Source organism: Desulfoluna sp. CYM3A (assembly GCF_056829965.1).
The window spans coordinates 2,208,447-2,221,520 of the sequence record NZ_CP186556.1; the positions used below are offsets into that span (position 1 = coordinate 2,208,447).

Sequence of the window (13,074 nt, forward strand, 5' to 3'; positions counted from 1 at the left end):
TAATGATGGTGCTTCTATTAAGTATAGAAGAGTATTCTTGTCTGTAGCAGCGGCTACAAACAGAGTGAAAAACATATGGGGAGTGAAAAGGTGACTCATTGCATTTTCTATACCAAGAATCTAACTCAATACAGGGAATAGAGCCATCGCGCAAGGGGAGGGAACACGTCAAACACCAGACCGCTCAGGCCTGAATCAGCACGGCTCAGCCCCGACAAACGGAACCAATTGACAAACCTGCCGTATCTTATTACTACACGCCGAAGAGAAGGGGACAGGTTCTTTTGCCGGCACCTTTTCAGCTGTTAGAGATGCAGGTAGAAACACACTCCCGCCTCGTTTTGAAGGGGTAACCTCATACGGCATCAGCGTAAAATCGTATGGTTATCTTTGATTATATCTGATATTCAACGTCATGTCGCAGGTGTTAACCTCAACACCTTGAAGGGAAATTCATAGATGAACAGAAAAAAATGGTTTGCATGGGCAGCGATTCTGTTGCTGACGCCCATATGTGCCCTGGCTGCAACGTTTCCGGACAAGCCGCCGACGGAGCATTTTTACGTGGACGAAGCAGGGCTCATCGATGCCCGGACAGGGGCCAAAATTGATGAGATCGCTTCGGCTCTCCTTGCCGAAGAAAACATCCCATTGTATGTGGTCACCATACATGCCCTTGCCGTCCAGGATGCCGTGACCATGCGCATTGAAGAGTACGCCGCCGCCCTCTTCAACCACTGGGGCATCGGCTGGGAGGATCGCAACTACGGGATCCTGCTCCTCGTCTCCGAAGGGGATCGCAAAGCCCGCATCGAGCTTGGGGCTGACTGGGGCGGGGTACATAACTATGAGGCCGGCCAGATCATGAATGACCTCATTATCCCCGGGTTCAAACGGGGCGATTACGCAACAGGAATTGCCGACGGGGTCCGTGGACTGGATGCCATGGCACGTGGGCTCTCCCTGCCCAAACCCCAAGGGCCCTGGTGGGTGATTCCCGCGGTGCTGGGCGGTATCGCTTTTATGGTGATGCTTATCATCAACCTGTTCCGTTCGGGGCGAAAGGGATGGGCCTGGGTGCTCCTGGGAATTCTTGGCGTCGTTCTTTTATTTATTATCCAGATTTTGCTCTCGGCTGACTCCTCTTCTGACGGAGGAAGCGGCGGGGGCTTCGGAGGCGGCTTTTCCGGCGGCGGGGGGGCAACAGGATCATGGTAACCGGTATGAAAAAAGCGACCAGTCTGTTGACAGACGACGAAATTCGAAGCATCGAAGCAGCCATTGCCGATGTGGAAAAGAACACCTCGGCCGAAGTGGTTCCGGTCATTGCCAGCGCTTCCGGGCGTTACGACAGGGCAGAGGATCTCTTCGGGTTCCTGTTCTCCCTGATTGTCCTCGGGTGCACCTGGGGATGGATTCAGGGCCTGGCACCCGTTGTCGATACCTGGGGTGCCTCAACGGCATCACGCCTTCCCATGGCCGTTGCCCTGGCGGTTCTTGCTGTCTCCTTTTTTATGGGCATGGCCCTGGCGAGCCATTTTCCCGTGCTGAGGCTTCCTCTCATCACAAAACGAGAGATGCAGGAGGAGGTGGAGTGCCGCGCACGGGAGACCTTTCAGCGACTGAAAATCAGGAAAACCGAAGACGCCACCGGCGTGCTGATCTATGTCTCCCTGTACGAGCATATGGTCCACGTGGTGGGAGACGACACCATCAACGCCAAGCTCACCGGGGAAGACTGGCAGACCCTGTGCGATACCATCATCAGCGGCTTCAGACGCGGTAAGCCCGAAGAGGGGATGCGCAAGGGGATCCTGCGATGCGGCGAACTCCTGGCCAGCCATTTTCCCGTTGCCCCGGACGATGCCAACGAACTGGTGGATACGCTGTACCTCATCGATTAACGGAAAATTTTTCCGTAACGAGCCTGTTCGACTGAGCCCCCGGCGGTCTGCCGGGGGCAACAACAATGGGGACGACCATGATGAAAACCGGCAATCCATGTCTTGCGGTCGCAGGGTGTTGCAGCGTGGCCATTGCCGCCCTGCATACAGTCATTGTCATCGGGGGTGGGGACTGGTACCGTTTTTTCGGCGCCGGTGAGTCCATGGCAGCCATGGCGGAAAACGGCTCATGGGTCCCCATGGGGATTACGACGGCGATTATTCTGATCTTTCTGGTGTTCGGTCTCTATGCGTTTTCCGGAGCCGGGTATGTCCGCAGGCTTCCCTTCACCAGGGCGGCCCTTGTGATGATCTCGTGTGTCTACCTGACCCGGGGCATCGGCAGCATCCCGATGATCGTCTTTGTGGAGCATCCGTACCTGGAAGAGATGAACACCAGGATTTTATTTGTCTTTGCCTCGTCTGTGCTCTCCCTTGCCATCGGGGTCCTCTATGGAATCGGTACCCTGGCTCTCTGGACGATGGGGGAGCAAAAGAAAGGGCAATAACCCGGCCATTTCATGACAAACGCCCACCTCCTGTTGGAAAGATGCAAAGTGTATCCATCGTCCTCGTTATCAAGGCTTTAAGGGAAGCAACCACATCTGCAGCTCTGATGCCTTGAATATGGGCGTACTCGATTCATGAAACATATTATAGAGGATAAACCAAGGGGAACCTGTCCCCAAAAGGATGGAGAGAACCTGCCATGTTTTACCGCCAGCTCGACAGGCACATTCAGCTCCGGCTTTCCGTGCCTCATTTTGCCGACGAGATGTTTCAACTCACGGAGAAAAACCGCGATTACCTGAAACAATGGCTGCCCTGGCTCGACTCCATCAAAAAGCCGGAAGACACCCGTCACTTTATCGATCTCCAGCTGCACCGTTTCAGTAAAGGCCTGGCCCTGCATGAAACGATCTTTTACCGTGGGCGCATCGCAGGGGTCCTCGGGTACAACCTGCTGGATCACGCCAACGGTATCGGGCACATCGGGTACTGGATGGGGGAAGAATATACCGGAAAGGGCATTATGACACGGGCCGTCAAGGATCTTGTCATGATGGGGTATCATTACTGGGACCTGCAGAAAGTGGAAATCCGGTGCGGTGTGGAAAACATCAGGAGCAGGGCCATCCCCGAACGGCTCGGGTTCACTGAGGAAGGCACCCTTCGCAGGGTAGAAAAATTCTACGATCAGTACAGGGACCTTGTGGTCTACGGCCTGTTACGGGAAGAAACAGAGTAAGGAACGGTACGCCTTGACGACGAATCGCATCCAATACCATACCTTTTTCACCTGCCTTGAAGGCCCCATGGCCAAACCGGGCTCGGTCCGTCGCGCCTCGGTGATGACAGGCTTTTTTTTCGACACCGATCTCTCGTTTCTCTTTCCTTATATCAACGCGGTCATACCAGCCACGGCGAACTTCACGAGACACCTGCACTGATGCGCTTTGAGCTGGACGGGGCCTTCTGCGTGCTCTACCCGTTTCGCTGCCTCGCAACGCCCTTTGAAGACCGCGACGAAGCCGCAGCCTTCAGGGACAGGCTCCTGGAAAAACTCAACACCATCCTGGAGAAAAAAGAGACCATCGTGCCCAAGCACAAGGTCTTCAGGAAGATTGCCGTACCGGATATTTTAAAGCTGCTTCCCCTGACCAACTGCAAGGCCTGCGGATACCCCACCTGCCTTGCCTTTGCCTCCATGGTCTCCAAACAACGGGCCGTTCCCGGCCAGTGTCCCCACCTCGGTCCTCCCATCAGTGAGCAGGTCACCTACCCGGTTCTGGACGCCGCCGGACGCCCCGTGGATTCCATCACCTTTGACGTGGACACCCGCCCAGCTCCGCAACAGCACACCCCACCCCACGATCCTGATGTGCACACGGGCCGTGCCGTGGATGAGGCCAACGCCTCCCTGCTTGCCGCCCTGACCCCTCGGGAGATCGAAGTCCTGTCCCTTTTGGGCAGGGGCTTTACCAACCCGCAAATCTCTGCCGAGCTCGGCATCAGCCCCCACACCGTCAAAAGCCACGTCATCCATCTCTTCAACAAGCTGGGCGTCAGCGATCGCACCCAGGCCGCGGTCTGGGCCGCCCGACGCAAAATTATCTGAGCCATAAACAGCTCTGCAACAGTCGCGCTTCCCAATTATATGCGCCAGTGCCTTCGGGCAATCTTCTCGAACATCCTCACGATCCCCGTGGTAACCGTGTAGATGGTGTCCACACCGGCGTTGTCGTCGGCCGACGAGTCGAAGAAGAGATGGAGGTCGGAGTCCATGCCCTCGTCGGGGCTCCAATAGCAGACCAGCAGCGGAACCCGGGGAAGGGGACGGAGCACAAGGGCGATGTCCGATTGGAACTGCTCCTCAATGGATTCTCCGTTGAAGAGAACAATGAGCTCTTCAAACAGGTCGGGGTACATATCGGCAAGGGATTTGAAAGGCGACTCCGAGCACTGAACAAAAAGGCCGTTTTTTTCCCGTCCACCTTTGAGCTCCCGCAGGGGAACCCAGTCCCCGGTAAGTTCGGCGCCGCGACAGGAGAGGACGTAGTTGAGCACCACGGAGGTGATCCACGGGTTGATATGGATATCCGCCGAAAGATTCCCGGCGTTGTCCACAGACAGGGGCTTTCCAAACATTCTAAGGGTCAGTTTGCCGTTCTCGTAGACCCCGTCCACCCGTTGGGCCGCTTCCTTTAAATCACAGTCGACCAGTTTTGATTTCAGCGCCTTGAGACCCTCCTGCCGCTGTTCCTCCAGGGTCTTGATGCTGGTTCCCTCTGTTTTCTCTTCGCAGGAAATGTGCGTTGCATGGGGACACAGCTCCAGGGGTTTCTGACCCAAAAACACCTTGGAAGCAAAGGCAAGGCAGGTGGGTTCATTGCAGGCCCGGCAGTTTGTTCGGGGCAAATGCTTGAAAATCTCCATGGCGTTGCGGAATTGACTCATGGCGTCCTCCTTATTGTGGATGCTGTATTGCAGCCGAAAGGGATCCGTGTGTGCTTTCATACAAATCCATAGGAGAGAGGCCGTAAAAAAACATCCCCCATTTGGGGGAGAGCCCTAAAAAAAAGCCTCCGGCGGCCCTGCCGGGGGCCAAACGTTTAGCCTGATTTATAGAAACCGGGGTTTGAACAAACAGGTTTTACGAACGACGTGGACCCGCCAGAGGAGAGCTGTCGGAAACAAATAATCACACAATGGTTCGTCGGAATACCGCTGGGATTTGACCCGAGGAACGAGGGGGAAGAGCCCCACATGGGTGTTTTCAAGGTGGCACACCTTGCCGCCGGAGGCTGTTTTTTGTGCTTTTATTTAAATAAATAAGGAAGCCTTAAATCAATCGTCAAAGAGGCTCAGCTGGCGGCCGTGGATGATCTCATGGAAGGACGTCCCGAAAAACATCATCACCGCATCGAAAATGGGGACCAGCTGTTTTTCGATGTAGTGGCCGTAGTCGAGGTCGGGGTGGGGGAGTTCAACGGGAACCGGCCCCCGAAGGGTCATGACGTAGCGGCTCTCCCGGGCGTTTTCACCGGCCTTGCCCAGGAGAAGGGCGGCTTTAACATGGGGCGGGATGGCCTTGGTGTACTCTCCGGGGGGTTTGGTGAGGCGCTTGCGGTAGATGAGGTCCGCGTCGTAGACGTGGTTTTTGAGGTCTGTAGCCTTCTGCTTGATCCAGGTCTCCACCTCGTCGTCGTTGAAAATCCGTTGAAACAGCTCAAACTGGAGGTCCCGTGCAAAGTGGGTCCAGTCGGAGCGCACGAATTCCAAACCGGTGATGACAAGTTTTTGCATGGCCGGTACGCGCCATGCCTGCGTAGCGCTTCTTGGCACTCTCTCCACCGCCCCGCAAGGAGGGGAGGAAAAACCGGGTGAAATGCTTTTCAAATTCCAGCTCTAGCCGGGAGGCCACACCGAACATGTCCTGGATGGTTCTGGCCATGAAGGCGTTGAGCTTTGCCACAAGCGCCTTGGGAGCGTCCTCCCCTTCGGCGATTTCAGAAGCCTTGAGGCAGACAAACACCGAATCGGTGTCCCCGTAGATCACCTCGTAACCCTGATCTTCCAGATGGTTCCGCGTGGTCTTCAGCACCCACTGACCGGTACCTGTGACGGCAGAAGGGAGATCCGGGTGATAAAAACGGCACCCCGGGGTTCCCATGACCCCGTAAAAGCTGTTCATTAAAATCTTGATAGCCTGGGAGAGGTGCGGGTCCCCGGCTTTTTTGGCCTGTTCCCTTTTCTCCATGAGGGACTGGATATAACCGGGCAGAACGTGCTCGGACCGGGAAAAGTCGATGCCTGGCGGGGTGGACACAGTGGCTGTCTCCGCCCGGAGCCGCGAGAGGGGATCGATGTGAAAGGTTCGGATAATGGAGGGGTACAGGCTCTTGAAATCCAGCACCACCACATGCTCGTAAAAACCCGCCTCCCTGGAGAAAACAAAGCCTCCTTTGGCGTGGCCAGCGCTCTCCACGTCCCGGACGTTGGCGGCCACCAGCCCTTTGCGGTGGACCTGGGGCAGCATAAAGTAATCGAAGGCCGCCACGGACATGCCCACCCTGTCCATGGGAAGGCCGCTGATGATGGCCCGCTTGAAGAGATGGTCGATGAGGCCGGTTTTGGCGAAAATATCCGTCACCAGGGTGCAGTCCAAGAGGTTGTAGCGGGCCAGGGCCACCTTGTCTTCCCGGAACCGGCGCTCGATCTCCGCCACCTTGTCGACGTCTTCGCCGATCTCTTTGCCAGTGCCCAGAAGCTCTGTGGCCACGGTCTCCAGTCGGAAGTTGTCAAAGGTGTAAAAGGCGCCCCGCAGGGCAGGGGGACCGTCCACGACAATCCTGCCGCAGGCCTCGACCCGGTAGATGCCTTTGCGCACCTCGCGGATCCTGGGCGGTTTTTGGTTTCGCCCCATCAAGAAAGGGATCTCAATTTCACTTTGCCCTCAAGGAAGGTAAAGCCGATGACGTGCCAGCCAATGAGGATGTCCGGATCCAACTCTTTCAACACCCTGAAAAATCCGTGAAGGAGCGCCTTTTCGTCAGGAAACCGGTGCATCACGCCCCCGCCGGGAAGGGCTTCGCACGGGGTTCCCGGGAGCCTGCCGTGAAGGCGGGGGGCAGCGGTGTTTCGATTCTGCGCTCCAGGATCCAGCATCAGGACGATGCCTTCGGAAACCTGGCTTCCGTCAACACCGCCTGACACCGGTTTTGTAAAGTGGCAGGCCACGGAGTAGAGCTCGCCGCGCTGGCCGGTCTCGATGTCCAGGGAGAGAAGGGAAAAAATCGGTTCCACGTCGGCTTTGCGGATGACCGGGTCGGTGAACCGGATCACACCATCCTGAACCCTTGAGGGACCATGGATGTCCACGCCTCCATAAATAAACCGCTCCATGAGGTAGCGGTCTTCAGTAAGCGCTTCACTTCAAAGGTCTGGATGCTCGACTCCTCAAAAAGCTTCCGGGCTTTGTAGTGGGCGTTTCGGCTTTCAAAATCGAGGCAGTCCCCGGGCAGCCTAAATCGGTCAACTCGACGGCGCGCCGCTCACATGACGGGAGGCCCGTGGGAAGCGGGGTTCCCCGAAGGAGAAAAAACAGGGGGCGATGGGTGGTGATGGTGATTTCAAAGGGCCCCCGGTCACTGGTCCCGGCATACCGGAGGTGGTGTGAATCGCGCACATCCACCCCTTCACGCGTCAGTATGTACCCTTTGAGCGATTCCATAAACCGTTCCTCTAAACCTGTCCCTTTGCCGTTGTATTTCCCTGGATTCTATGGTCCATTGGGCTGTGGCGGCAACGGCTGCGCGGTGTGCGCCCTGCGTTGCCTTGCCAACACCCTAAACTGTTCTCACCAAAAACGCACACAGGAAAACACCATGCCCCGATCCAAACGCCTTCCTCTGATTCTTTCGGCCATTGTCTTTATGGTGATGCTCGCATCGTGTGCAACACAGATGGGGGCAACGCCGACCACACGAATCGTTTGACTGGGCCCGCGAAGACCCCCTTGCCTTTCTGGCGTTTTTACAATCAAAAAAAGACGATCCCTGTCCCACCGTTGTGGTGCCGGAGATACCGGACGCCTGGCTGACAAAGGAGCATCTTTCGCGACTTCAGGTGCTGCTGGATTCCCGGGAACCGTGCGCCAATGTCCACAGCATCTATTCTTCGTTCAGGGACTGCCGCATATCCACCGTGGGTCACGAAGCCGCTTTCTTAATGGAGGGGTTCAGGAAGGGGAGCTACCCTCCGGAGATGAACTCCGGAGGGGCGGAACTGGATATGGAGGCGCTAAGACGCCTTGGAGAATAGGGGCTTCAGAAAAAATAAAAGCAGGCCTCCGGCAGGGCCGCCGGAGGCAACTGAACTTCCTCGTTAACCCAATGCGGCCTTGATCTCCGCTTCCAGGGTTTCACGCGTGGGGATCAGGGAGACGTGCTTGACCTCTCCGTTAATGAGCATGGCCGGTGCATTTTCAAGGCCCACCTTTCCCATAAAGGAGACATTCTCCGGATACATGATGGAGCGTTCCACCACCTTGACCTTGTCCCCGAAGGAGGCCGAGCCGTCCTGGGCCGAGGCGAGCATGTAGCCGCAGGCCGCGCAGGTCTGGGCGTCGATGGTGACCACCTCGATGAGGACGTGATCAAGGCTCTGGTAGTCGGGCAGGTCAATGTCCGGCAGGTCCTCTTTTTTTACGTAGGTTTCAAGGGCTTTTCGCACCGCTTCCTTGTTATTGACGGCCATGCCGATGCCCACGATGTTCTCCGGCGGCACGTTGAAGGGGACGTCGCATCCCGGGGCCAGGATAAAGTCCTTGGTCCCCAGGGCGTCCATGAGGTCGATGGCCGCCTTCTGGTTGTCCTGCTGGGACCCGAAGAGCATGGTGATGGTAAGCTGGAGGTTGCCGGAGATCAGGACACCGTGTTCGTCGGTCACCTTTTTGGCTTCCACGATGTCCACGTTTTCATCAATGGCAATGGCATCGGGCCGGGTGGCGCACATGGCCGGGATGTTCTTGGTGGCGTCCCCACACACAAAGAAGGTGGAAGGAATATGTTGATCCCGCAGTTTTTTGAAATAGGCGGCAAAGGGCTCGCTTAAAAACTGCTCGAAGGAAACCGGAGAGATCTGGGAAACCAGGGGATCCACCGCACCGATGACATCGCATCCGGCCTCCACGAGAAACGCCGAATACTCGCTGACCACCTCTTCGCAGTAGGTGATCAATGCCTTGACCTGATCCGGTGCGGTGTACATGTCCATGAAAATGTTGGTGCCGCGCAGGTGGGACGCCAGGGTAAAGGGGCCGCAGACCAAGCCGTACAGGGCGATATCCGGCTTCATCTCTTTGAGGCGGCGGGTGGCCTCCATGATGATGGGGATTCGGCCATCCTCTCTGGTCAGGCGCCGGGTGGGGATGGTGAATTCATCGGCCAGGGGGTGGCTGCTCACCGTGGGCGGGGTGTTGGGGTACCACTTCAGGTCGCATCCGAGGATCTCGGCCTCCACCTGCAGGTCGAACATCACCGGGAGGCCGTCCGGCGCATACTGGGCTTCGGCTTCAAGGAGGCACGCCACGAGTTTATCGACGTCCTGAAACATCTCATCGGCAGCATACCCTTTGAGGTTCGCGATCTGCGCCCCGGTGTAAGGAACCCAGGGTGTGCGGGGGACCTCTTCAGTATGATCCAAGCTTTTTATAAGGGCTTTACCATTCATCGTCATCCTCCTGGTGTCTGTGGTGTGTCATGGTTTTGCCCGGCACTAATAAAGGGCGGGCAGGGGGTGTCCCCCTCAAAACGTCGCTACTATGACACGTGAAAACCGACAGCGCAACACAATATGGGATTTTAAATATTATATCCCATATTGTGAAATGCGCAAAACACAGCCCGATCCGAGCACATCGTCGAATCGGGCTGTGTTTTTGGGGTGTTCACACGGAATGCACTGCAATATAGAACGAACAGACAAACGGACGGGTAAGGCATGACTGTTCCGGCCACCAAAGAGTGATTCTGGCATGAATATGTGACCCGGGAGTCATGGCAAAAACTCACCTGGCCCATATGAACTGCAAATCAATCCTGTAAGCTGTATGACCGCAGAACTTACTCCTTGTCCAGGGCTTTGGCCGCCGTGGCGCCGCTGGTCACTGATAGGCCTCCAACCCGTTTTCCTCGTCGATGAGGGTGTATTGCCCCGCCTTGATGGCTTTGTTTTCCTTTGCCAGTCGACCCAGGCGGCGATACAGGGTTTCCGCAGTACGGCTGCCGTTAAAGTTCTCCGGGATGTAGGTCCGGTTGACGGCCACGCGAAGGGCACCGTCCTTGGCGTGGCGTGCCCGTACCTCAAGAACCCGGCCCTTTCCGTTGGTAAAGTAGGTGGCGCCTCCTGCGTTGCGTTCCATGGCCCGGGCTCCCAGGGCATGAAGCTCCGTTCCCGGTGTCGCCTTGGGACCGAAGAGAAAGTCAAACCCTGCGGCCGACGCCGGGGAGGCAAAGGCAAAAAGGGCCAGCAGCATGGCTGCAGTGAGAAACAGGTGTTTGTTGAACGTCAGTTTTTTCATGGATGTCCTCCTGTGGGTTGTGGAGCTGCAAGGGGCCGTAGAGCCCCTCGTGTCTCCGTGCCTTTAGGTTTAGATGCTAAACAATAAGGGTAAAAAAAGATCAGGCTGCTTTTTCAAATATCGCTTCAAGGGTCCGTCGCCCTGGACGCATGCTGAGAACGTGGAACCCGCACGCTTCGGCTGCGACCACTTCGCGATCAAAGGTTGCCTGGGAAACGTGACCGGCGGGTTCGGAGAGCAACAGGCGCCCGCCAGGTTTAAGGACCTCAAACGATTCTTCAAAGAGAGCCTTTGCGTCGGGGACTTCGTGGACCACTGCCGATGCCAGCAGGAAATCATAGGGACGGCCGGGGGTCTCCAGGTGAAGAGACGTGGGGGAACAGACCCGATATTCCAGCACATCGTCCACCCCGGCCTTGATGGCGCGCTTTTTTAGTTTTTTGAGCATTCGTTCCTGGATATCCACACAGACAACCCGTCCGGTGGGGCCAACCATTTCAGCCATTGGAAGGGAAAAGAACCCCATGGCACTGCCAATGTCTCCCACAGTCATGCCGGGTTTCACATACGGAGTTAAAAGGTTTTCCGGATTCTGAAGTTTTTTTCGCAATGGGTTTAAGAGAAGGTAGCCGACCCAGAAAGGGCATACGGTTGTGTTCATGGCGGTTTCCTTTGCAGATGGGTTTAAGGTTTAGGTGCTAAACTTTAATTAAACGGTATAGCGACTAAACAAAGCTGTCAACACAATTTTCGATTTTTTAAAAACAGGTTTTTGCAGAAGGTAAGAGAGAGCCACGGAGCACCTGCGTTTCGCGGTTTCTTCCGGGGGACGAAGCAGGGGCGGCGCTCATCATCTTTCCATGGAGGTGACCCGTGGGGGGGCCTGAGGCCCTTTCTTTCATGGGCCCTGGTCCCGCGATGCGATGTGGTACCGCCACATGGGCAAAGGGTCCCGACCATGACCGAGACCCGGGAAAAAACGTGCTATCAACAAATGCAGACAGTGGAGGCGGCACGTTGCGGTGCGCCGTTTTGAATCGGCGCAGCACGTCAACGTATGTGGGCTGGAGGGACAAAATAAAGGTTAAAGCGTTGGGGCATTTATTCGCTGAGGACCTGGTCGCAGAATCGCTCAATGGCTTGAAATACCGACACCATAAAGGCGATCTTTTCTTCGTCGGCCCCGTCGATGAGCTCCAGAAGGATGGGGTCCATGCGGGAGTGAAACTTCTGATGGGCGGCGTTGGCGGTTTTGCCGGTGGGGGAGAGCACCAGAAGGACTTCCCGGTCCGACTTTTCATCTTTCATCCGGATCACCATCTCTTTATCCACAAGTTTGCGGATCACCTGGGACACCGCTCCTTTGGTAACGCCCTGAAGAGCGGCGAGATCGGTGACGTTGATGCCGGGGTTCTTGCCGATGGCCTCAATGGTGTGGATCTCCGAGGGGTACAGGAGAATGTCCGTCCCGAAATAACGGGGTTTCTGTTCGATGCGTTTCATCTTGTTCATCACCCGGTGAAAGATGGCATCGAAGGCGGCAAATTTTGTTGAAAGGTAGTCTGATTCCATGGCCTGACTGTATAGCCACTAAACAAATTTGTCAATACACCGGAGGGGATGGAAATTCCTGTTGCCCTGAAAAAACAGGGGGGTCCGTTGAAAGCCCTTGACGCATACATACACGAGTGTATATAAACTGCCGCACATTTTACATACATTAATGAATGTATAAATAACATCACCCAAGAAAGGTTATGCAATGCAAGAAGTAAGCAATTATCGTGTGCGAGGCGTCCTGGTGTTTTTCATGATCCTGCTGTGGACCGGTGGGGCCCAGGCGTTCGACGACGGCCGCAAGCTCCGTATCGGATTCGGAGGTGCGGCCTCTTCACGTCTCTATAAAGACCTGGAAAACGACAAACGTTACCTGCCCATGCCGTTGATTTTTGGCGAAGACCGTCGCTTTTTCGTGGAAGGTATCAAGGCGGGCGTCAAGGTCGTCAACATGAAGCAGTGCCGTCTCGACGTGTTCATTGCACGCGGGGTCAACGGATACGAGGCCTCGGACAGCCCTTACCTTGAAGGCATGGCCGAGAGAAAGGAGGCCATCGAAGCCGGGGCACGGATCACTTACTGGAGCCCCGTGGGCGGCATCAAGCTCAGCGGCAGCCTGGACGCATCGGATACCCACAACGGCGGGGAAGCGACCCTGGCCTACCTGATGCCCATCCGCACCCGGCGGTTCACCCTGATCCCGTCGGCAGGGAGTACCTGGCGCAGCGGCAAACAGGTGGATTACTACTACGGTGTGCGGGAAAACGAGGCCACCGACTTTCGCAAAGCATACAAACCCGAGGCCGACGTCAGCGGCTTTGTCGCTTTATCATTTGACGTTCCCCTGGCAGCCAACCTGAACATGGTGGGGGGCGTCAAGGCAGAGTACTTCGGCAATGAGATCCACAACAGCCCCATTGTCAATGAGGACTACATCGTGGCCGGGCACCTGGGGGTGGTGGTGACCCTGTTGTAGCCCAAAGCCCAAGG

The 13,074-nt window shown here is 56.2% G+C and carries 16 protein-coding genes; 8 read left to right on the plus strand and 8 right to left on the minus strand.

What is annotated here, in order from left to right:
* The first annotated feature begins 459 nt into the window (after positions 1–459).
* The 6 genes from ACOYW1_RS11415 (at position 460) to ACOYW1_RS11440 (ending at position 4,062) form a co-directional block, all read left to right on the plus strand.
* The gene (locus tag ACOYW1_RS11415) at positions 460–1,218 is read left to right on the plus strand and encodes a TPM domain-containing protein (RefSeq protein WP_482422885.1); all 759 of its coding nucleotides are present in this window, start codon (positions 460–462) and stop codon (positions 1,216–1,218) included.
* Positions 1,219–1,223: 5 nt separating this feature from the next.
* Entirely contained in the window at positions 1,224–1,904 is a 681-nt protein-coding gene (locus ACOYW1_RS11420) for a TPM domain-containing protein (RefSeq protein ID WP_482422886.1), read from the plus strand.
* A gap of 77 nt (positions 1,905–1,981) precedes the next feature.
* Entirely contained in the window at positions 1,982–2,452 is a 471-nt protein-coding gene (locus ACOYW1_RS11425; protein ID WP_482422887.1) for a hypothetical protein, read from the plus strand.
* A 200-nt stretch (positions 2,453–2,652) separates the two neighbouring features.
* Positions 2,653–3,192: a GNAT family N-acetyltransferase gene (locus tag ACOYW1_RS11430; protein ID WP_482422888.1), complete on the plus strand. Its 540-nt coding sequence runs from the start codon at positions 2,653–2,655 to the stop codon at positions 3,190–3,192.
* Positions 3,193–3,205: 13 nt separating this feature from the next.
* Complete coding sequence (locus ACOYW1_RS11435; protein ID WP_482422889.1) at positions 3,206–3,394, plus strand: hypothetical protein; 189 nt, start codon at positions 3,206–3,208, stop codon at positions 3,392–3,394.
* The gene (locus ACOYW1_RS11440; protein WP_482422890.1) at positions 3,394–4,062 is read left to right on the plus strand and encodes a LuxR C-terminal-related transcriptional regulator; all 669 of its coding nucleotides are present in this window, start codon (positions 3,394–3,396) and stop codon (positions 4,060–4,062) included. Before ACOYW1_RS11435 ends, ACOYW1_RS11440 begins: the two co-directional genes overlap by 1 nt.
* Before the next feature lie 35 nt (positions 4,063–4,097).
* On the opposite strand, the gene ACOYW1_RS11445 is transcribed toward ACOYW1_RS11440, so the two are convergent.
* The 4 genes from ACOYW1_RS11445 to ACOYW1_RS11460 all read right to left on the minus strand — a co-directional run bounded on the left by ACOYW1_RS11445 (position 4,098) and on the right by ACOYW1_RS11460 (position 7,349).
* Entirely contained in the window at positions 4,098–4,901 is an 804-nt protein-coding gene (locus tag ACOYW1_RS11445) for a DUF3786 domain-containing protein (protein WP_482422891.1), read from the minus strand.
* A 390-nt stretch (positions 4,902–5,291) separates the two neighbouring features.
* Positions 5,292–5,717 (minus strand): hypothetical protein, encoded by a 426-nt coding sequence (locus ACOYW1_RS11450; protein WP_482422892.1) that lies wholly within the window; start codon positions 5,715–5,717, stop codon positions 5,292–5,294.
* On the minus strand, positions 5,674–6,870 hold the full coding sequence (locus ACOYW1_RS11455) for a DNA polymerase domain-containing protein (protein ID WP_482422893.1): 1,197 nt from the start codon (positions 6,868–6,870) through the stop codon (positions 5,674–5,676). Before ACOYW1_RS11455 ends, ACOYW1_RS11450 begins: the two co-directional genes overlap by 44 nt.
* Positions 6,870–7,349 carry a 3'-5' exonuclease gene (locus ACOYW1_RS11460; RefSeq protein ID WP_482422894.1) on the minus strand — a complete coding sequence of 160 codons (480 nt, stop codon included), beginning with the start codon at positions 7,347–7,349 and terminating at the stop codon, positions 6,870–6,872. The genes ACOYW1_RS11455 and ACOYW1_RS11460 overlap by 1 nt, the downstream gene beginning before the upstream one ends.
* 549 nt (positions 7,350–7,898) lie before the next feature.
* On the opposite strand from ACOYW1_RS11460, the gene ACOYW1_RS11465 reads away from it, so the two are divergent.
* A complete protein-coding gene (locus tag ACOYW1_RS11465; RefSeq protein WP_482422895.1) occupies positions 7,899–8,267 on the plus strand; it encodes a hypothetical protein in 369 nt (122 codons plus the stop codon).
* Between the two features lie 63 nt (positions 8,268–8,330).
* On the opposite strand, the gene ACOYW1_RS11470 is transcribed toward ACOYW1_RS11465, so the two are convergent.
* The 4 genes from ACOYW1_RS11470 to ACOYW1_RS11485 form a co-directional block, all read right to left on the minus strand.
* Positions 8,331–9,677, minus strand: a complete 1,347-nt coding sequence (locus tag ACOYW1_RS11470) for a uroporphyrinogen decarboxylase family protein (RefSeq protein WP_482422896.1) — start codon at positions 9,675–9,677, stop codon at positions 8,331–8,333.
* A 433-nt stretch (positions 9,678–10,110) separates the two neighbouring features.
* Positions 10,111–10,527, minus strand: a complete 417-nt coding sequence (locus tag ACOYW1_RS11475) for a hypothetical protein (RefSeq protein WP_482422897.1) — start codon at positions 10,525–10,527, stop codon at positions 10,111–10,113.
* 100 nt (positions 10,528–10,627) lie between these two features.
* The gene (locus tag ACOYW1_RS11480) at positions 10,628–11,188 is read right to left on the minus strand and encodes a class I SAM-dependent methyltransferase (protein ID WP_482422898.1); all 561 of its coding nucleotides are present in this window, start codon (positions 11,186–11,188) and stop codon (positions 10,628–10,630) included.
* A 440-nt stretch (positions 11,189–11,628) separates the two neighbouring features.
* Positions 11,629–12,099 (minus strand): MarR family transcriptional regulator, encoded by a 471-nt coding sequence (locus ACOYW1_RS11485; protein WP_482416347.1) that lies wholly within the window; start codon positions 12,097–12,099, stop codon positions 11,629–11,631.
* Between the two features lie 238 nt (positions 12,100–12,337).
* On the opposite strand from ACOYW1_RS11485, the gene ACOYW1_RS11490 reads away from it, so the two are divergent.
* The gene (locus ACOYW1_RS11490; protein WP_482422899.1) at positions 12,338–13,060 is read left to right on the plus strand and encodes a MipA/OmpV family protein; all 723 of its coding nucleotides are present in this window, start codon (positions 12,338–12,340) and stop codon (positions 13,058–13,060) included.
* Positions 13,061–13,074: the final 14 nt, after the last annotated feature.